An 18,633-nucleotide genomic window follows, 5' to 3' on the forward strand; every position below is an offset into this window, starting at 1 on the left:
GCAAAGTCATAAACAGTTGTGCTGGCGACCATAGCAAGAGTGAACCACCTGATCCCTTCCCGAACTCAGAAGTGAAACCTCTTAGCGCTGATGGTAGTGTGGGATTACCCATGTGAGAGTAAGTCATCGCCAGCTCATTATTCGAAACACCCCCTATCTAAGGATAGGGGGTGTTTTTTTAGGCCTAGAGTTTAGGTAAAAAGCTTAGTCACTTTTTAGATGTATAAAAGGTATTGGAGCGGCTAGAGCTGCCTGAAAGGAATAATCTAAGGGGAGAGAGCGTGATTTCAAAGCCCGATAACATCAGCTTTGGGCACATGATTACGGGGCTGGTCCTAAGTCGAAATGATCTGGCTTATAAGAGCCTACCAAGCCTGCAAAGTATAGATGCCGCTGTTGAAATGCAGGAAATAAAAAAACCAGCGATTCGCTGGTTTTTTACTGCTGGCTATTTTAGCTATATACATACATTGTTGTTGCGAAATAACTTATAGATGGACTACACAGAGTAACGAATCTAGAATCCACTATGATGAGAAATTAAAAAATTTTTCTTAATTTACTTCAAATAGCCTAAGCATGATTATTGGACTCATATTATTAAATAATTAAAGAGAGTTCTTTAATATTTTTTTATGTTGTTTCACTTGTTTGGCATACCGTTTACCCTGTTTGCGCATTTTGCGATTATTCTCATAACCTGACGGACCCACATTATAGTAGGCAAGAGCTTTCTTCCAGTTGCCAGATGATTGAGTATACTTAGCAAGAATATAAGTTCCGCACTGGATATTACTGTTCTCACTATATAAATCACCTGGACAAGTTTGTTGCCAGTATCTTGGAATTACTTGCATTAATCCTACAGCACCTGCAGGAGAAGTAGCTTGGCTACGATAAGTGGATTCCTGACGAATCACTGCTGCTATTAGTAGGGGATCTACACCCTGATTTTGCGCATGCTGCACAATCAAAGGAGAAACACGATTAGCTGTATCCGCAGGAGTAGAATACGCAGTTTGAATGCCTTTAGACAATTTAGCTGCACGTTTTTCTATAGAGCCTCCACCCAAGGATGAGCAGCCAGCAAAAAGAAAGGTACTCAATAAAATAGAGGAAAATTTAAAAGAATAAGAATGAAATAATGAAGATTGAGATTGAGCTGGATTGAAGAGATAAGAAAAAAACAAACTGTGGATTCCATGCCTGAATAAACCTATTTCGATGTTAGGCAGCCTAAATATAAGAGTCAAGCTTAGTGCAGATAAAAGTATTATATTTCTGCACTAATCTTATAAATCTGGTAAAACCCTGTTCTAAGTTGCAAGAGTTTTAAGCATCCAGATTTCACAGGCCTTACTATGTCCGGTATTGCCTTTGGGCTGAGATAAATGCTGAAAACCTAATTTTTCATAGAGATTTATTGCTTGCCATAGCGTTTTAGTTGTTTCTAAATAGACTGCCTTAATCTGATGAGCCTGTGCAAATTCAAAGGATAGTTCTAAGATTTTTTTGGCAGAACCTTGTTGACGGATCTCAGGTAAAAAGTACATTTTCTGAATTTCTAAAATGTTTGCATCACCTTGTAAGGGAGCAATTCCACCACCGCCATAAACCTGATTCCGTTCATCCACAATAACCCAGTAAGCTGCATGCGTTTGGTTATAGAATTCATATAAATTATCTAGAATTGAATCACCTACCGCAAAGCCGGACTCTGCGGCAAGACCAAACTCTATAGAAACTTCACGAATGACCTTGGCAATTTGTGCATTATTTTGAGGCTGAATAGGACGAATAGAGTACATATTAAACTGATTTTATTTTAAAAAAGATGAATTTTTATAGCCTTAAACCCTTAAAAAATCCATCATTTAATCAACTAAAATAATTTTAATTCGTTATTTAATGAGCAATCACTATTTTAATTCGCTCGATGATTTCCCTAATTCCCGTCGGGCAATAATGAGTTGCTGAATCTGTTGGGTCCCTTCAAAAATATCCAGAATCTTGGAATCACGTGCCCATTTTTCTAGAAGTTCAGTTTCGTTATAACCAATGGCTGCTGCGAGTTCGACACATTTTAAGGTGATTTCATTACCGATCCGGCCTGCTTTGGCTTTGGCAATAGAGGCTTCACGCGAATTTGGTTTACGATTATCGGCCATCCATGCAGCTTTCAGCATCAGCAGGCGTGCGGCTTCCCATTCGGCTTCCATGCGATAGATTTGTGCTGCGATATTAGAGCTTTGTAAATACGGTGTGGCATAAGTGGAGTCCAGCTGATCCTTAAAAATCTCCTTGATGCGTTCTAGTGAAGCTTTCGCGCAACCAATTGCCATTGCAGCGACTAATGGACGAGTATTATCAAAGGTTTCCATGACGCCGGCAAAACCTTTGGCGACATCAACTTCCGCATGACCAAGCAAGTTTTTTGCGGGGACCCGGCAGTTGATAAAGCTAATGGCGGCAGTATCAGATGATTTAATCCCTAATTTATGTTCCAGTCGTTCAACTTTCATGCCCGGAGTGCCTTTGGTCACCACAAATGATTTAATTGCTGATCGTCCCAGTTTTTTATCCAAAGTTGCCCAAACGACGACTGCATCTGCCCGTTCACCGGAAGTTACGAAGATTTTTTCACCATTTAAAATATAATCAGTACCATCTTTGGTTGCAGTTGTACGGATCGCAGCAGAGTCAGAACCACAGCCTGGTTCGGTAATTGCCATGGCGGCCCAAATTCCGTGAAAACGCTGCAATTGTTCCTCATTTGCTACGGCTGCAATCGCTGAGTTTCCTAATCCCTGCCGTGGCATCGAAAGTAATAAACCAGTATCGCCATAACACATTTCAATAATACTCAGGGCGGTAGACATATTAATGCCATTTTTATTATTGCTGTCTGCATCACCACGTTTATTAACTGCTGCGCCGGCATTCATGCCTTCACTGCCTTGATTCATACCATCGACCACAGAGGCCAGCATATCAAGTTCGATAGGGTAAGCATGTTCAGCCTTGTCATATTTACGTGAAATCGGACGCAAAACATTGACGGCAACTTCATGTGCTTGATCAATCAAGAGTTTGAATTTTGGCGGATTTTGTAGATTCATAATTATTCTTCTTTAATTTCTGATCAGGCATGTAAGCCAGAGTGGAGAATAGCAGTGGCTCTCAGGTCTCGATACCAGCGTTCTACCGGATGTTCTTTAGTAAACCCGTGACCACCTAAAATTTGTACACCATCAGTGCCGATTTTCATGGATTTTTCTGCGCAGAGCAGACGGGCCAGATAGGCTTCACGATGAAAGCTTTGCCCCGATTCAGCCAGACTCGCAGCATTCAGGATCAGCATCTGCATCGCATCAATTTCAATGGCCATATCGGCAATCATAAAGGCGACGCTTTGACGATGAGAAATTGGTTCGCCAAAGGCGATACGTTCATTGGCATATTGCACACAATATTTCTTAATAGCTTCACAGGTGCCTACTGCCATCGCACACCACATTAAATTACCCAGATCAACAAAAGCTGCATAGTCAAAATCTTCATCTCCCAGACGTTGAGCCGGGGTATTTACGAATTTAAGCGTCACAGTTTCAGTGGCTTTTAATCCCATGGCCGGAGACTTCTGTACAGTCATCGTATTATGTCGTTGCACGACAAACACGTCGGCCTTGCCATGCAGGTCGGCGCTGACCAGATAGATATCCGCATTTTCTCCCAGTATTACCAAGGTTTTTTCACCGTTAATGAGATAATGATCCTGACCATGAATGGCGGTGGTTTTAAGCTGATAAGGATTAAATGCAGCCGTGGCTTCTTGCACTGCAAAGGTGGCCTTCAACTCAGGATTCTCTGCGAAAGCGCCCAGATATTTTGCCTGAATCTGCTCTGAGCCCCAGCGAGTGATTGCATTGATGACACTAAAATTCGTAAGTAAACCAGCGGTCAGGCTGAAATCTCCTTGTGCTAAATGTTGAGTGATTAAAATATTGCTGACGATATTCTGTTCTGCTGCAACACCCCCTAAGGCTTCGGGAAGGGCATAGAGATTCAAGCCTAAATCAGTGCTGTATTGCCAGAGCTCATGAGGAAATAATTCGTGTTGATCTGCATTATGCGCTAAAGGATATAGCACCTCTTGGGCAAATTGCTGCATGGCATCACAAGTCATTTGCTGTTCTTCAGTCAAGTTCAGGTCAAATAGGGATTTGGATTGATGCGGCAGACGCTGTTTTTCAATCTTTTGGCCAGATTTTAGGATTTTCTGGGTTTGACTCAGAGTTTTGAATCCTGCTTTTGAACTTTGATAAAGTGATTTTTCTACAAATTTACGCAGCTTCAACTGGTCTAATACTTCGCTGCCTGCGATTTTGGTCAATATAGACAAGCCAAATCCCTGGGCTTTATTCACCATATTATTCATTCTGATTATCCTAAGGTGTCGTCACATTATTTTTTTAATACTGACATGTGCTCAAGGATAAAACTATGTCGTAGGTGACAAGATTAATTGTCAGTTCACAGGTTTTTTAAGATTAATAAATTAAAATGTAAATCAATGAAAATAAGAAGAAAGATCTAAATTAAAAAAAACTTTAATAAATAAAAATTGACCCGGATGACAAAATCATCCGGGTCTTTATGAGGTATTTATTTTAAGAGAGATGTTTTTTAATCATGGCACGTACATTGGTTTTGGCATCAATGACGGTCATAAAGGTATAGGCACCAATAAATTTACGGCTAATAAACATAAATTCCTTTGGCGGTACACTGAAATAACGCGACGCCATAGATCTTGAAGCCTGTTGCATGACACGGCTATGCAGTTGACTCTTTTTCCAGTCATAACGATTATGTTCGTCCATTACGCCGGCTGGCAGCTCCTGATTATTCAGTGGTGAGCTAAATGCTTCAGTAGCTAATAAGAAGACCTTGGCCATATCGGGTTTGATACTTTGTGGAATTGAATCAAAAAATTCATAACCCGTCATGGCCTTGACCATCATATCCGAGTCATGATGATAGCCTGCCTGAATCAGGTTGCGCGCAACACTGAGCAGATGCTGGTCAAACTGACGGATTGCGCCAAAGTCGAGCAGAACGATCTTGTCATGCACATCATCGCCATTGCCGAGACGAACCAGATAGTTACCAAAGTTCGGGTCGGTTTGCATCTCGCCCCATTCAAAGATTTCACGTACTGCAATTTCCAGAGAGGCTTCGCCTAACAGGTTGCGGCGTTCTTGAGGCAGGGATAACATCACCGGGCTATTGATTGGCACACCACGTTCAAAGGTCATGCACAACACTCGATCAGAGCAATATTCATCAATAATCGTCGGTACGATATAGCGTGGATCATCTTTCAAACGTGCAGCAAAACGACGCGTTGTATCTGCCTCAATCTGATAGTCCACTTCACGATGCATCATCTCGCGGACTTCGTCGAACCACTGGTCAAACTCACGGGTTTGCGGCACCATACGCGTCAATTTAAGCATGTTCTTAAATAGGCTCATATCTGAATCAATGGCTTCCGCTACACCGGGGTACTGAATTTTTAAGACCAGTTCCATACCATCGGATTTTCGGGTAGCGCGATGTACCTGTGCCAAAGAGGCTGTGCCTAAAGGCTCATGATCAATAGTGAGGTCATCCAGTTTTGAACCAAGCTGTTGCTGTAATTGGGTTCTGATGGCTGGCCAGGCCAGTGCAACTGTCTGGTTATTCAGGGTATTTAAAGCCTGAGTGACTTCTTCAGGCAAAAAATGCTCTCCATAAAGCGCCATCATTTGCCCAATTTTAACAATAGAACCCTTGAGCTTACCGATTTCTGCAACCAGATAGTCAGCCTGTTCTTTCATGGCTTTTTTACGTTTCTTTTCTTTATCTTCTTCGCTCGAGAACATGGAGCTTGCACTAGAAGCCGCCCAACGTGTGCCTGCCAGCAAGGATGCCTTTGCGATCGATAAGCGTCGATCCATAGAGGAGGTTTTCAGTTGTTTAAGCTTATCGTTCTGATCTGACATGTAAACTCGATCCTTTCATCATCAGCATGAAGCAGAATAAATCATTGTAAGAGATATTAGCGTTTCTGCACGTATTAAAAAAGTTTAAGCGGCTGAATTCATAGTAAAAGCTAGGCAAGCTTTCAATTATTCACCAACCAGTATCAGTTTAGACAGGGCATTATGCCATTTGAAATTGGATTTTTAATTCAGATCGTTGCTGCAACTGTTGTTTATTTGTTTGAATATGTTGATGAATCAGACGCTGTACGCTGTCATGCATGAAGCCCAGAGAATAACCTTTAACAATCACAATACTTGGCAAGCCAAAGAACAGATATTTGGCATCTTCCAGCGTTGCATCGGTAAATACGCCATGCTGTATCAAGGCCGACTGTAAAAATCCCTTTTCTTGCTGCACCTGACCGGATGCTTGATCATTCCAGTAATTCTGGCGCATCGCCATAAGATTATTGTGCTTATAGCTCATAGATAGAGGCTCGTTTGAAGATTGAATATGAATTATATGAGGGTCACAGGCCAATTTTCAATTGTGGAACTGTGGAATCTTTCTTTCCAAGAAATGCATAGGATTTTTGTCTGGACTACGTTAATATCAGTGGATAATTTAAACAATATTGATTGTTAAACATTTATTAGGATTGTACCGCTTTCGGTAAAGGGGATGTTATGCGTCTTGCGTGGTTTTTAGTTGCTTTTGTGGGTACTTCCGCTCAAACACAGGCTGCTATGGGGTATTCCAAAGAATATTCACAATGTATGAATTTCAGTTATGGGAATACTGCTAAAATTGAAAAATGCCTTAATAAAGAGCTAAAATTTCACAATAAACGCCTGAAGAAAAGCTATAAAACTTATCTAAAATTAAATCCGAATCAGACTGCTGCCATTCGCAGCCAGCATGTGCTATGGGAGCGTAAACTGTCCCAGCAATGTAATTTTAGAATGTCAGGAAAATATGCCAAACAGCAACAAGGTCAATGTATGCTGGCTTTGATTATGGATCAGGCCAATCTTTATCAATCTCGCTCTTATGCACCAGCTTCCAGATAATCGCCATAGTATTAGCAGCAGCATTTAACTGAAACATTTACGAATAAAGTCAAAATTTATGCTGATAATCGCTCACAAAAACAGGAATTTTATAATTTTTGTGGGCGTAGAGAATTCGTGTTTTTCATGCTTTTAGCATTATAAAAGCAGGCAAAACAAGGTATCATAAGGCGTTTAAAAAAATGACCTTGGAGACGCCTTAAGTGGATCGACCGACTATTAGCCCTGAACATATGCAGGAAGCCGCTGAAAATTTAACCACCATTCGTGATTTTATTCGTTTTGGTGTGACAGCATTACGTCAATACGATGCACATTTGGGCCAAGGCACAGAAGATTATTTTGCTGAAAGTTCAGCGCTAGTGTTGCAAACCCTGTCACTAGAATGGAAAGCGGACGCTGAAATTCTAGATGCCAAATTATTGCCAAGTGAAAAAGCCGAATTTTTAAGTCTGCTGGAACGCCGTATTAATGAAAAAGTTCCAACTTCATATTTATTGAATCTGGCTTACTTTGACGGCAAACCCTACTATGTTGATGAACGCGTGCTGATTCCACGTTCACCGATTGCTGAACTGATTCAGAACCGTTTTGCCCCGTATTTCTTGGGCGAACATGGTCAAATGGGTGAGGCAGTTAATAACTTGCCGGAAAACCCGAATCCGAAGACACCACAACGCATTCTAGATATGTGTACCGGTTCCGGCTGTATCGCGATTGCCTTGGCTTATGCTTTCCCTGAAGCGGAAGTAGATGCCACCGATATTTCGAAAGAAGCATTGGAAGTTGCGCAAATCAATACTGAGCATCATGACAAGCAGTATCAGATCGCATTGCTTGAATCGGATTTGTTCGAAAAAATTCCAGCCGAAAATCAATACGATTTAATCGTATCTAATCCGCCGTATGTCGATGCGGAAGATATGGCTGATTTGCCGGAGGAGTTCCATCATGAGCCTGAGCTTGCGCTTGCTGCAGGTCAGGACGGTCTGGATCTGGTACGTAAAATGCTGGCTCAAGCTGCAGATTATCTGACTGAGAATGGCCTGATTGTGATCGAAGTGGGTAACTCAGAATGGGCAATGCGCCAAAACTTCAATTCAGTTGATTTCTACTGGTTACAATTCCAGAAAGGTGGTACTGGTATCTTTGCATTGACTGCAGAGCAATGCCGTACCTACCGTGATTTATTCATTCAGTCTATTCAAGCATAAGGAGTCGTTTGACATGGCAGGTAATAGTATAGGGCAACTGTTCCGTGTAACGACTTGTGGTGAATCTCATGGTGTTGGCTTGATGGCCATCATCGATGGGGTTCCACCCGGCATTGAGCTGACTGAAGCGGATTTGCAAAAAGATCTGGATCGCCGTAAGCCGGGTACATCGAAATTTGCAACCCAGCGCAAAGAGCCTGATGAAGTAGAAATTATTTCCGGTGTTTTTGAGGGTAAAACCACCGGTACTTCAATTGGTTTGTTGATTCGTAATACGGATCAAAAATCGAAAGACTACGGCAATATCGCACAGACATTCCGCCCGGGTCATGCCGATTATACCTATACTCAAAAGTATGGTTTCCGTGATTATCGCGGTGGCGGCCGTTCAAGTGCGCGTGAAACAGCAATGCGTGTTGCAGCGGGTGCAATTGCCAAGAAATTCCTTTTCGAGAAATTTGGTATTGAGATTCGTGGTCACGTGACCCAGATCGGCACTGAAAAAGCAGAAAAACTGGACTGGAATGAAGTTCCGAACAATCCATTTTTCTGTGGCGATGTCGATGCCGTACCACGTTTTGAAGCACTGGTCACGTCTTTGCGTGAACAAGGTACTAGTTGTGGCGCTAAACTTGAGATCATTGCGTCTAAAGTACCTGTCGGTTGGGGCGAGCCTGTATTTGATCGTCTGGATGCTGACATCGCGCATGCCATGATGTCGATTAATGCCGTTAAAGGTGTCGAAATCGGTGATGGTTTTGGCGTGGCTGAACAGTTTGGTCATGAAAGCCGTGATGAACTTACTACGGACGGTTTTCTGGCGAATCATGCTGGCGGTATTCTAGGCGGTATTTCTAGCGGTCAGGACATTCGTGTTTCAATTGCTTTGAAACCGACTGCTTCAATCACTACTCCGGGTAAAACCATTACCATTAACCGTGAAGATACCGATGTACTGACCAAAGGCCGTCATGATCCTTGCGTGGGTGTACGTGCTACGCCAATTGCAGAAGCGATGCTGGCGATTGTGCTGATGGATCACTTCATGCGTCATCGTGCGCAAAACGCGGATGTAGTTGCGCCGTTCGCACCGATTGAACTGAAATAGTTTGCTTTATAGAAGTGAATAAAATTAAAGTCAGACTTCGGTCTGGCTTTTTTTGTATAAAAACTATCATGTTAAAAAGAAATCAGATTAAGCTAAGATTTTTCTAAAAATAATGATCAGGGGAGGTATTTATGGAAATATGGTTAAGTGCTGAGCTGAGTAGTGAAGTTTTAAGTGAAGAGCAAACTCTACAGGAATGTAAAGCACGTAATGCAGTTGAAGATGCCTTAAATGCTCAACTTCAAAATAAGTCTTATGATATTCCGATAAATAAGTGGAAATGTATTTCAATTATAATGGGAACGGATAATTTTGATGAACGTATTTATTATTCTCCTAAACGAAAAAACATGGATTTTCGCTTAAGAATAGATCCGACCACCTTCAAGGCAACAGATGACCTAGGCCGAAAGAAACTCATCTTTTCTATGCTTTTAAGAAGTTTAGACTTATTAAAAGTTAAATTAGAAAAAGTTCGTCCAAAACTGGATTCAACAGTTTTTGATGAGTTAGAAAAACTTAAAATAGATGTATTAAATATTGCAAAAGAAGAAAGCTGGATTTAAACGATTTATTCATTAAAGTCACATAGAGTCTCTCTTATTTATTATCCGTTTATTTTTCCATTGTTTTTTTATCCGGTAATACGAGGGTTGTTGTATGCTTGTTCCTTGACAGGCAATTAGGGTTGATTGCCGCAAAACTGCATATCAAGAGTTGCTCAATGTTTCAGACTATCTTCACTGTACTGTTTCCGCTTATTGGCCTCATTAGCTTGGGATATGTATTAAAACAAAGAAAATGGCTGGAAGATGATTTTTGGCGCGGTGCAGAAAAGTTAAATTATTATGTGCTTTTTCCAGTGATGCTATTTTTAAATCTGGCCACTGCCAAGATTCAAATGGCAGTCATTGAAGATGTGGTGCTAGTTGTATTTAGCATTATGGCCGTGGTCAGTATTGCATTGTATATTTTGCGTCATATTTACCAGATATCTTATGCGCGTTTTGGCGTGTATGTCCAAGGTTTACTACGCTTTAACACCTATATTGGCCTTGCTGCTGTCAGTGCCTTATTTCAGCAGCAGGGTATGACTATTTTCGCGGTGATCATGGTGCTGTGTATTCCTTTGGTGAATGTCTTATCGGTACTGGCATTTACCCGTAGTCACGAAATGCAGCTCACCAAAATTATTCTCGGCTTGGCTAAAAACCCATTAATTCTGGGCTGTATTGTAGGCGGTTTATTTAATTTCTCTGGGTGGTCACTTTGGATTGGGTCAGAACACTTTCTTAAACAGATTGCACTGTGCAGTTTACCCTTAGGACTAATGTGTGTGGGAGCTGCCCTACAGTTTCAGGGCTTTCAGCGTGAGGGGTTGCCACTGGGTATGATGACTTTCGGGCGTCTTTTCGCAATGCCGCTCATTGCATTTTTAGTATGTAAAACTTTTCAGATTGATGCATTAACTACTCAGGTCTTGGTCTTGTTCTTTGCACTTCCTACTGCCTCAGCTTCCTATGTTCTCACTCGGGTATATGGCGGTGATAGTGAGTTAATGGCCAGTATCATCAGCGTACAAACAGTGGTCGCAGCAGGAAGCTTAATATTGGTGCTTTCCTGGATGATTTAAATTCTTAAATGGATAATGAAACAGTCTACATTTTGCTCCAGATCATACCTGTTTTAAGTGAATAAAATAGCCTAAGCAAATTGTGATCTTTTGACTGGCTTCAATCATTTAACTCTTAGACTGTTACAAATCCTAGGAAAGGGCTGCGACTCAGTGACTGTGGGAAGAAAGATATACAAATCTGCTATAGAGTTGAAGTTTTCAATTTAACTAATAAATTATTGATTAAAATAAGCAATTAAAGATTGATTTACGTGAATTAACATAAATTAAAACAGCGTATTTCTTAAAAATGGTATATAAATTGCTCATGATAATAAAACATTATTGCAGGAGAGAAATGCTTCTGCATTCGCCGAAGGAGCAAGTTCCCAGGAAACTCTCAGGCAAAAGGACTGTGATAATGGATAAAGACTCTGGAGAGAAGTGTTCAATCACTCACCGAAGGGGAAGGTGGCCGCATTGATGTGCAATGCATCTACCGAAGCTCTCAGGTACACATGACAGATGGGAAAAGACATCAATATAATCAAGGAGGTGTCTATGCGTCATGTCGTGGTGATTGGGGCTGGTATTACCGGAGTAACTACAGCTTATGAGCTGGCATTATCAGGCTATCAGGTGACCGTGGTGGATCGGCATCTATATCCGGCGATGGAAACATCTTTTGCCAATGGTGGCCAGCTTTCTGCCTGTAACGCAGAAGTATGGAACCAGAAAGCTACGGTGCTGAAAGGCATTAAATGGATGTCACAAAAAACTGCACCACTTTTGCTCAATCCCTCTTTTAGTGTGCATAAATACAGCTGGCTCATGGAGTTTTTAGGCAATATCAAACATTACGAAGCCAATACCCGAGAAACGGTACGGTTGGCGTTACTGGCCAGAGCGCGTTTGTTTGAAATTGCTCAAACAGAAGGTATTGATTTCAATCTGGAAAAACGCGGTATTTTACATTTTTATCATAACAAGACAGATTATGACGTTGCGATCAAAGTCAATGATTTGTTGTGTAGTGGGGGGCTGGAGCGAAATGCCATTTCCGATACAGAAATCAAGCAGATCGAACCTGCATTAACGGGCGATTATTACGCAGGATTTTACTGCCAGAGCGATGCCACCGGGGATATTCATAAATTTAGCACCGGGCTGGCTAAAGCCTGTATGCAAAAAGGCGTAAAATTTGAGTTTGGTCAAGATGTTTTCGCTGTTGATTATCAAGCTCATAATATTCGGGTTAAATGCAAACCCAGTACTGAAAATGTCCATTCCTCTCCAGAGGATATTCTGGAAATTAATGCAGATGCCATTGTGGTATGTGCAGGTGTTGGCAGTTATCAGCTGGCTGAAATTCTCGGTGAGCGGGTCAATGTTTATCCAGTCAAAGGTTATTCCATAACCTTACAGTTAAATGATGAGCAGAGCCAGAACAATGCGCCCTGGGTCAGCCTGCTAGATGAAAGTGCTAAAATTGTCTTGTCACGTCTAGGCAAGGACCGTTTACGTGTTGCAGGCACCGCCGAGTTTAATGGCTATAATCGCGATATTCGCGCGGACCGGATTCAGCCGCTGATTGACTGGACCAATCGCAATTTTGACCTGTGTACCGAACATGTCGTGCCTTGGGCTGGCTTACGCCCAATGATGCCAAATATGATGCCGGTAGTACGCCGTGGCAAACATGAACGGGTATTTTACAATACCGGACATGGTCATCTGGGCTGGACTTTATCAGCGGCAACAGCAGCCATGATTGGTCAGGAAGTGGCTCAATATTATCCTGCTTGAACTGATAGCCCGCTTTCGGGCTATTTTTTAAAGATGAATTTTAAAAATCTTTAAAGGGTTATCTGAACTTTAAAATAGTGTAGTTCTTTCATAAATTATTTTTAAACCATTCAAAATGAGCAAGGAAATTTCCTCTTTTTATAGGAGTGTGGAGCATGCTCCTCTGGGGAGAGGTTCTTATAAATATCTGGTTATCTCCTTGGGAAGCAGTGCTTCTCATCCCTGAGGGAGAAGGAAATTTAGATACTAATTAATGCTCGCTTTTTGATGACTTTAGATTAGCTATTTAATCATATAAACGATAAATGCCAGTAAATCGCTCACAACCTTTCTGCTGGCTGCTGACAACTAAAATGGCTTTACTATAGTCAAACTCATAGCGGCAGTCATTTTCATTGTCGGTAATCTGATTTTTTGCCTCAGGTGTGGTATAAGCTAAAAAGGGAATGGTCTGCGTCTCGGCCCGGTTATTCGGATTGCGATATGCCAGGCCTTCAATCTTGATCCGGTCTTTGGTCAGTTGATGAATCTTGAGATGAACAGGCTGCTTGGCAATTTGCCCCTGTTCAAACTTGATATAATGCTGGGTTAAACTTTGATTCAGCGAAATATAGATATTTAAATCATCTAAACGCCATTCGAACTGCTGTTTAAAACAGTCTATGGTTTTGCATTGCTGCAAGCGGCTTACCCATAATTTTTGGGTATCTTGTAATAAGCGTACAGGCGCATCAGTAATCAGGAAAGCAGTAAAGTATTGGTCTGTAAGTTTTTCACGAGATTCGGCCAGTGCTGCTGAACAGAGTTTCTTCATGGCAGCCGTTTTTTTACTGTCGTTATTACAGTCTAGTGTAATCGCCGAACTGCCCGTAGAAATCATCCCCAGACCGAGCATCATTGCAATTATTTTCAACATTTTTATATCAGTTTTCAGTAGCATGATCGCTTATACTTTCACTGTGTTACGCTTGGTCTAACTATAGCGAAATAGAAAGCAAGTGTACAAGATTTCAATTGGCTATTTCTAAAGGATGTATAAGGTGATCGCACAAATTCGTATTGGCCAGGGGCTGGATGTGCATGCATTTGAAGAAGGTGATTTTGTCACTTTGGCAGGCATTCAAATTCCGCATACTCATGGTCTGAAAGCACATTCGGATGGTGATGTGGTGTTGCATGCACTCTGTGATGCTTTGTTGGGGGCCTTGGCGCTTGGAGATATTGGCCAGCATTTTCCGGATACAGATCCTGAGTTTAAAGGTGCAGATAGCCGGGTATTACTCAAACATGTTTATCAGTTGATTCTGGATCGTGGTTATCTTTTGAATAATGCCGATATTACCGTAGCCTGTGAACGTCCAAAACTGGCGAAACATAATCTGGCAATGCGTCAAAGTATCGCGGATGTCTTGGATGTCGATGTGACACAGATCAGTATTAAAGCCACCACTACTGAGCAGCTAGGCTTTACTGGTCGTCAGGAAGGAATTATGTCCACGGCAATCGTGCTGTTGAGCCATAGTAAATAAGCTCAAGTAAAATGATTCGGATTAATCAGGGAAAGTTCCAGTTCCTGTGTTGCTTTACGGCCTTGTAACTGTAGGGCAACCGCATGCATTAAACCGGTCCAGGTTTCATTAGGTTCCCAAATTTTATGCAAATGCTGTTGTGCGTGAGGCAGTTCAATATCCATATAGTATTGGCGATATAGATACATGAGACAACTGACATGGTAATTTTGCGAACAATGTACCCAGATCATTTGATCTTTTACCAGGTGATCGATCAGGTCTAGTACCAGCAGGCACTGATTGTCTGAAGGCGTTTCCCAGGAAAGTGGAACCTGAATATAGTTCAATCCCAGTTCAAGACAAATTTTATCTTCATGTGGTAGATGCTGCTGGCTATCGGTTAATGCTACGTTAATGACTGTAGACACGCCGTATTCTTTCATCAGCTGTAGCTGGGCAATGGTCGGCTGACCCGAACTAAACAGATGTTCATGTATGAACTGAAAATTCTCAATCTGGCTTAATGCCGTTTCAATGTCATTCATCAGATATAATTTCCTTGTTCTAGAAATGCAAACGCCATCTTGGCGATGGCGTTTGTCAGATCATTTAACGATTAGGTAAAATGTCTTTCAATGCCTCATGCATGTCGAGTAAAACTTTTTCAGTCGTTTCCCAGTCGATACAGCCATCAGTAACTGATTTTCCATATTCCAGATCACATAGATTGGCAGGAATATCCTGACGGCCACCTTTCAGGTGACTTTCTACCATAATACCAACAATTGACTTATTTCCATCAAGAATTTGTTCCGTAATATTTTTTAAGACGAGCGGTTGTAAGTACGGATCTTTGTTCGAGTTTGCATGACTGGCATCGATCATGATCTTGCCGCTGACCTTGGCTTTGGCCAGTGCAGCTTCTGCATCTGCGACCGAGCCTGCATCATAGTTCGGTTTGCCATTACCACCACGCAATACCACGTGCGCATATGGGTTACCAGAGGTACGAATGACAGCCACCTGACCCTGGTCATTCAGACCCAGGAAACTATGGCCGTGTTTCACCGACTGCATCGCATTGGTTGCGACAGTTAAACCGCCGTCAGTACCATTTTTAAAGCCGACCGGAGAAGAAAGGCCTGAAGACATTTCACGATGGGTCTGGCTTTCAGTCGTACGTGCACCAATCGCTGACCATGAAATCAGGTCTTGATAATACTGTGGAGAGTTTGGATCAAGTGCTTCAGTGGCACATGGCAAGCCCATTTCATTTAGTTCAAGTAACAGTTTGCGACCAATACGCAGACCTTTTTCAATATTGAATGAATCATTCATATCTGGATCATTGATCAGGCCTTTCCAGCCTATTGTGGTACGTGGTTTTTCAAAATAAACCCGCATCACAATATATAAGCTGTCTTTAACTTTTTCGCTCAGTACTTTTAAACGTTCTGCATATTCATGTGCAGCCGCCGGATCATGTATAGAGCAAGGGCCAATCACTACGAACAGGCGTTTGTCTTCGCCATCCAGGATTTTACGAATCGTTTCACGACCATGCAGTACGGTTTGATAAGCAGTTTCAGTCAACGGTAATTCTGCTTTAAGCTCGGCAGGGGTTACAAGAGGAATCATGCTGTGGATATTCACGTCATCAATATCTGATGCTGAAATAGGATTTGACTGTTGTGTATTCATTGCCGTCACTGGTTCGATCATACAAAAGGTTGTTTAATAGCCCGAATATAACATGAATGATGCGTCACTTTGTTATAAAAAAGATGAATATTTCTTTGAAAAAAAAGTGATGAATCGGATAGTTAAGTTAAACAGATTGTGAATTTTGGCTCATGATTATCATTGCTGTTTCAGCAGGTTGGGCCGGTTTTGATTTCACAGGATTAATCATGAAATTTACACCTAGGGCAAATAGGGTGATACCTAAAATTTTGCGGATCAGTTTTTCCGGCATACGTGAACTAAGCAAGGTCCCCACAATAATCGCCGGAATAGATCCCACCAATAACCACATGAGTAGCATGAAATCGACGTTGCCTGAAGACATATGACCCAGCCCTGCAACCAGGGTCAGTAACACTGCATGCACAACATCTGAGCCAATGATACGAATCATCGGCAGATTCGGGAACATCACTACAAGAGCCATGATACCAAATGCGCCGGCCCCCACTGAAGAGAGCGTGACAAATATGCCCAAGATAATACCCATAATGATAATGGCTACGCGCTTATCTTTGGCTTGCAGTTTTATTTTTTCCAGATCCTGCGTCATGTCAGGCAGTTCTTGTTTTCTGTATTTATTGATAAGATTTTCGATCTGGGTGCGAAACAGAATAGATAAGCCGGTAATGGTCAGCATAAAGCCCAATACCATGGTCAGGACGGCCTTGTAATGCGTTGATTGGCTCAGATAGTTATCAAGAACCCAATGCGTTGCAAAAGAAGCGGGGATACTGCCGACAGCCAGCCAGATCACAATCGGCCAGACAATATTCATTTTCTTGGCATGCACAAACGAGCCACAGAATTTAGAAATCGCGGCATAAAGAAGATCAGTACCAATCGCGATATGTGGTTCAATCCGGAATAAACTGATGAGAATTGGCGTCATCAATGAACCACCACCTACACCGGTGACACCTACACAAAAACCTACCAGAACCCCTGCTAAAATAAATTCAATCGGACCAAACATGCATATATGCCAAAATCAAAAAACGAGCATATCTTATGACTTTTGGATATAAGTCGTTGTCTTGATTATTGATTTACTTATGCATAAAAAAGATAAAGCTAGGTGAAGAATATTAGGTGATCTTTCATGTTGATTCACCGGGTTGTGTATAAAGTGCGAATATGATGATTGATTTTAACTGCCCGATTTAACCCATTTCTGTCTAATTTAATGTACCTGTAAATGTCGATTTAATTCTTGTTATGCAAGCTCGATCATTGACTAAGTCATTCTAAACGGTGAGTTTCTTAAAATTAGAAGATGCTTAAGCTTATTCCGGAATAGCGACAGGATTATGTTAGAATCCCGATTCAATAAATTTCCATGCGGATTTGAGAGGAAACCCACTTGCTAAATCGAAAACTTAAAATTGGAATCGTGGTCGGTGAAGTTTCTGGAGATACGCTTGGTGCAAAATTGATTCGCCGTTTTCGTGAGCAAGGCATTAATGTTGAATTTGAAGGTATCGGTGGTCCGCAAATGATCGCGGAAGGTTTTAAAAGCTATTATCCGATGGATATTTTATCGGTGATGGGCATTGTCGAAGTTTTAAAAGATATTAAAAAACTTTTTGCTGTTCGTGATGGTCTGGTGGAAACCTGGACTAAAGATCCGGTCGATATTTTTATCGGGATTGATGCGCCTGATTTTAACCTGCGTTTGTCGAAAACCATTAAACAAAAACAGTTACCGATTAAAACCGTGCAATACGTCAGTCCTTCGGTCTGGGCATGGCGTCAAGGTCGTGTGCATGGCATTAAAGCCAGTATTGATCTGGTACTGTGCTTATTTCCATTTGAAAAAGCCTTTTTCAAACAATGGGATGTACCGGCAGCTTTTGTTGGACATCCGCTCGCTAGCCAATTACCGCTTGAAAATCCAATTCTGGATGCTCAAACAGAATTAGGCCTCGATCCACATCAGAAATATATTGCCTTATTGCCGGGCAGCCGCCGTGGGGAAATTGAACGTTTAGGCCCTTTGGTTCTGGATGCCGCCAATATTCTGCACCAAAAATATTCGGATTATACCTTTTTGATTCCGGCCATTAATGATGCACGGAAGCAGCAAATCGAAAGTTTACTGGCCACTTATCCTGAGAGCCTAAAGGCCCAGATTCGTCTGATGGAAAATACCAGCGCTGAATCCAAAATTGGCCGTCAGGTGATGAATGCATCGAATATCATCGCATTGGCGTCTGGAACTGCAACGCTTGAAGCGATGTTGCTGCACCGTCCGATGGTGACTTTTTATAAACTGCACTGGCTGACTTATCAAATTGCCAAATTACTGGTAAAAATCCCTTATTTTTCATTGCCAAATATCATTGCTGGCAAAAAAGTGATTCAGGAATTGATTCAGTCCGATGCTACCCCGGAAAATCTGGCTGCTGAAATTGAAAAGTTAATGGATATTGAAGTGGCGCAGACTCAGGTCATGCAGCATATTACCATGCACAAGCAGCTGCTTTCTGGTAATAGTGAAGACCCGGTCAAAGCGGTACTGGCTTTAGTCTAGTAA

18 protein-coding genes, 1 rRNA gene and 1 riboswitch are annotated in these 18,633 nt (G+C 41.7%); of the genes, 9 read left to right on the forward strand and 10 right to left on the reverse strand.

Going from position 1 to position 18,633, the window contains the following annotated elements; genetic code table 11:
- Positions 1 to 20 precede the first annotated feature (20 nt).
- A 5S ribosomal RNA gene (gene rrf, locus AY605_RS04805) occupies positions 21 to 135 on the forward strand.
- Between the two features lie 473 nt (positions 136 to 608).
- On the opposite strand, the gene AY605_RS04815 is transcribed toward rrf, so the two are convergent.
- The 6 genes from AY605_RS04815 to AY605_RS04840 all read right to left on the reverse strand — a co-directional run bounded on the left by AY605_RS04815 (position 609) and on the right by AY605_RS04840 (position 6,516).
- Positions 609 to 1,190 carry a lytic transglycosylase domain-containing protein gene (locus AY605_RS04815; protein ID WP_064095331.1) on the reverse strand — a complete coding sequence of 194 codons (582 nt, stop codon included), beginning with the start codon at positions 1,188 to 1,190 and terminating at the stop codon, positions 609 to 611.
- Between the two features lie 126 nt (positions 1,191 to 1,316).
- A complete protein-coding gene (locus tag AY605_RS04820; RefSeq protein WP_064095332.1) occupies positions 1,317 to 1,808 on the reverse strand; it encodes a GNAT family N-acetyltransferase in 492 nt (163 codons plus the stop codon).
- A gap of 111 nt (positions 1,809 to 1,919) precedes the next feature.
- Entirely contained in the window at positions 1,920 to 3,119 is a 1,200-nt protein-coding gene (locus tag AY605_RS04825; RefSeq protein WP_064095333.1) for an acyl-CoA dehydrogenase family protein, read from the reverse strand.
- Between the two features lie 23 nt (positions 3,120 to 3,142).
- Positions 3,143 to 4,429 (reverse strand): acyl-CoA dehydrogenase family protein, encoded by a 1,287-nt coding sequence (locus tag AY605_RS04830; protein WP_171254916.1) that lies wholly within the window; start codon positions 4,427 to 4,429, stop codon positions 3,143 to 3,145.
- A 241-nt stretch (positions 4,430 to 4,670) separates the two neighbouring features.
- Positions 4,671 to 6,047 carry an ABC1 kinase family protein gene (locus AY605_RS04835; protein ID WP_064095335.1) on the reverse strand — a complete coding sequence of 459 codons (1,377 nt, stop codon included), beginning with the start codon at positions 6,045 to 6,047 and terminating at the stop codon, positions 4,671 to 4,673.
- A gap of 160 nt (positions 6,048 to 6,207) precedes the next feature.
- Positions 6,208 to 6,516, reverse strand: a complete 309-nt coding sequence (locus tag AY605_RS04840; protein WP_064095336.1) for a hypothetical protein — start codon at positions 6,514 to 6,516, stop codon at positions 6,208 to 6,210.
- A gap of 200 nt (positions 6,517 to 6,716) precedes the next feature.
- Between AY605_RS04840 and AY605_RS04845 the strand changes: the two genes are divergently transcribed.
- From AY605_RS04845 to AY605_RS04870, 6 genes are all read left to right on the forward strand, one after another.
- Complete coding sequence (locus AY605_RS04845; RefSeq protein ID WP_064095337.1) at positions 6,717 to 7,100, forward strand: lysozyme inhibitor LprI family protein; 384 nt, start codon at positions 6,717 to 6,719, stop codon at positions 7,098 to 7,100.
- A gap of 203 nt (positions 7,101 to 7,303) precedes the next feature.
- On the forward strand, positions 7,304 to 8,314 hold the full coding sequence (gene prmB, locus AY605_RS04850) for a 50S ribosomal protein L3 N(5)-glutamine methyltransferase (RefSeq protein WP_004647103.1): 1,011 nt from the start codon (positions 7,304 to 7,306) through the stop codon (positions 8,312 to 8,314).
- 13 nt (positions 8,315 to 8,327) lie between these two features.
- A complete protein-coding gene (gene aroC / locus AY605_RS04855; RefSeq protein WP_064095338.1) occupies positions 8,328 to 9,422 on the forward strand; it encodes a chorismate synthase in 1,095 nt (364 codons plus the stop codon).
- Positions 9,423 to 9,553: 131 nt separating this feature from the next.
- Positions 9,554 to 9,988 carry an Imm44 family immunity protein gene (locus tag AY605_RS04860; RefSeq protein WP_064095339.1) on the forward strand — a complete coding sequence of 145 codons (435 nt, stop codon included), beginning with the start codon at positions 9,554 to 9,556 and terminating at the stop codon, positions 9,986 to 9,988.
- 158 nt (positions 9,989 to 10,146) lie between these two features.
- Positions 10,147 to 11,055 (forward strand): AEC family transporter, encoded by a 909-nt coding sequence (locus AY605_RS04865; RefSeq protein WP_064095340.1) that lies wholly within the window; start codon positions 10,147 to 10,149, stop codon positions 11,053 to 11,055.
- 320 nt (positions 11,056 to 11,375) lie between these two features.
- A riboswitch (glycine riboswitch) is annotated at positions 11,376 to 11,463 on the forward strand.
- Positions 11,464 to 11,598: 135 nt separating this feature from the next.
- Positions 11,599 to 12,843 (forward strand): D-amino acid dehydrogenase, encoded by a 1,245-nt coding sequence (locus tag AY605_RS04870; RefSeq protein WP_064095341.1) that lies wholly within the window; start codon positions 11,599 to 11,601, stop codon positions 12,841 to 12,843.
- 286 nt (positions 12,844 to 13,129) lie between these two features.
- On the opposite strand, the gene AY605_RS04875 is transcribed toward AY605_RS04870, so the two are convergent.
- The gene (locus AY605_RS04875) at positions 13,130 to 13,783 is read right to left on the reverse strand and encodes a hypothetical protein (RefSeq protein WP_064095342.1); all 654 of its coding nucleotides are present in this window, start codon (positions 13,781 to 13,783) and stop codon (positions 13,130 to 13,132) included.
- Between the two features lie 100 nt (positions 13,784 to 13,883).
- Between AY605_RS04875 and ispF the strand changes: the two genes are divergently transcribed.
- The gene (gene ispF, locus AY605_RS04880; protein WP_064095367.1) at positions 13,884 to 14,372 is read left to right on the forward strand and encodes a 2-C-methyl-D-erythritol 2,4-cyclodiphosphate synthase; all 489 of its coding nucleotides are present in this window, start codon (positions 13,884 to 13,886) and stop codon (positions 14,370 to 14,372) included.
- A 2-nt stretch (positions 14,373 to 14,374) separates the two neighbouring features.
- On the opposite strand, the gene AY605_RS04885 is transcribed toward ispF, so the two are convergent.
- The 3 genes from AY605_RS04885 to AY605_RS04895 all read right to left on the reverse strand — a co-directional run bounded on the left by AY605_RS04885 (position 14,375) and on the right by AY605_RS04895 (position 17,073).
- Positions 14,375 to 14,899: a protein tyrosine phosphatase family protein gene (locus AY605_RS04885; RefSeq protein ID WP_064095343.1), complete on the reverse strand. Its 525-nt coding sequence runs from the start codon at positions 14,897 to 14,899 to the stop codon at positions 14,375 to 14,377.
- Between the two features lie 64 nt (positions 14,900 to 14,963).
- A complete protein-coding gene (locus AY605_RS04890) occupies positions 14,964 to 16,055 on the reverse strand; it encodes a 3-deoxy-7-phosphoheptulonate synthase (protein ID WP_191731298.1) in 1,092 nt (363 codons plus the stop codon).
- Positions 16,056 to 16,182: 127 nt separating this feature from the next.
- A complete protein-coding gene (locus AY605_RS04895; RefSeq protein ID WP_064095344.1) occupies positions 16,183 to 17,073 on the reverse strand; it encodes a sulfite exporter TauE/SafE family protein in 891 nt (296 codons plus the stop codon).
- A gap of 387 nt (positions 17,074 to 17,460) precedes the next feature.
- On the opposite strand from AY605_RS04895, the gene lpxB reads away from it, so the two are divergent.
- Positions 17,461 to 18,630: a lipid-A-disaccharide synthase gene (gene lpxB / locus AY605_RS04900; RefSeq protein ID WP_064095345.1), complete on the forward strand. Its 1,170-nt coding sequence runs from the start codon at positions 17,461 to 17,463 to the stop codon at positions 18,628 to 18,630.
- The last annotated feature ends 3 nt before the right edge of the window (positions 18,631 to 18,633 follow it).

The sequence above is a fragment of the Acinetobacter sp. SFD genome (assembly GCF_001647575.1).
In the GTDB taxonomy this organism is placed as follows: Bacteria; Pseudomonadota; Gammaproteobacteria; order Pseudomonadales; family Moraxellaceae; genus Acinetobacter; species Acinetobacter pecorum.

Excerpts from the sequence above, each read along its gene's own strand:
- AY605_RS04840 (WP_064095336.1), bottom strand. The coding sequence starts at position 6,516 with ATGAGCTATAAGCACAATAATCTTATGGCGATGCGCCAGAATTACTGG.
- AY605_RS04830 (WP_171254916.1), bottom strand. The coding sequence starts at position 4,429 with ATGGTGAATAAAGCCCAGGGATTTGGCTTGTCTATATTGACCAAAATC.
- AY605_RS04825 (WP_064095333.1), bottom strand. The coding sequence starts at position 3,119 with ATGAATCTACAAAATCCGCCAAAATTCAAACTCTTGATTGATCAAGCA.
- AY605_RS04820 (WP_064095332.1), bottom strand. The coding sequence starts at position 1,808 with ATGTACTCTATTCGTCCTATTCAGCCTCAAAATAATGCACAAATTGCC.
- AY605_RS04875 (WP_064095342.1), bottom strand. The coding sequence starts at position 13,783 with ATGCTACTGAAAACTGATATAAAAATGTTGAAAATAATTGCAATGATG.
- AY605_RS04870 (WP_064095341.1), top strand. The coding sequence starts at position 11,599 with ATGCGTCATGTCGTGGTGATTGGGGCTGGTATTACCGGAGTAACTACA.
- AY605_RS04845 (WP_064095337.1), top strand. The coding sequence starts at position 6,717 with ATGCGTCTTGCGTGGTTTTTAGTTGCTTTTGTGGGTACTTCCGCTCAA.
- AY605_RS04895 (WP_064095344.1), bottom strand. The coding sequence starts at position 17,073 with ATGTTTGGTCCGATTGAATTTATTTTAGCAGGGGTTCTGGTAGGTTTT.
- AY605_RS04865 (WP_064095340.1), top strand. The coding sequence starts at position 10,147 with ATGTTTCAGACTATCTTCACTGTACTGTTTCCGCTTATTGGCCTCATT.
- AY605_RS04885 (WP_064095343.1), bottom strand. The coding sequence starts at position 14,899 with ATGAATGACATTGAAACGGCATTAAGCCAGATTGAGAATTTTCAGTTC.
- AY605_RS04890 (WP_191731298.1), bottom strand. The coding sequence starts at position 16,055 with ATGAATACACAACAGTCAAATCCTATTTCAGCATCAGATATTGATGAC.
- AY605_RS04860 (WP_064095339.1), top strand. The coding sequence starts at position 9,554 with ATGGAAATATGGTTAAGTGCTGAGCTGAGTAGTGAAGTTTTAAGTGAA.
- AY605_RS04835 (WP_064095335.1), bottom strand. The coding sequence starts at position 6,047 with ATGTCAGATCAGAACGATAAGCTTAAACAACTGAAAACCTCCTCTATG.
- aroC (WP_064095338.1), top strand. The coding sequence starts at position 8,328 with ATGGCAGGTAATAGTATAGGGCAACTGTTCCGTGTAACGACTTGTGGT.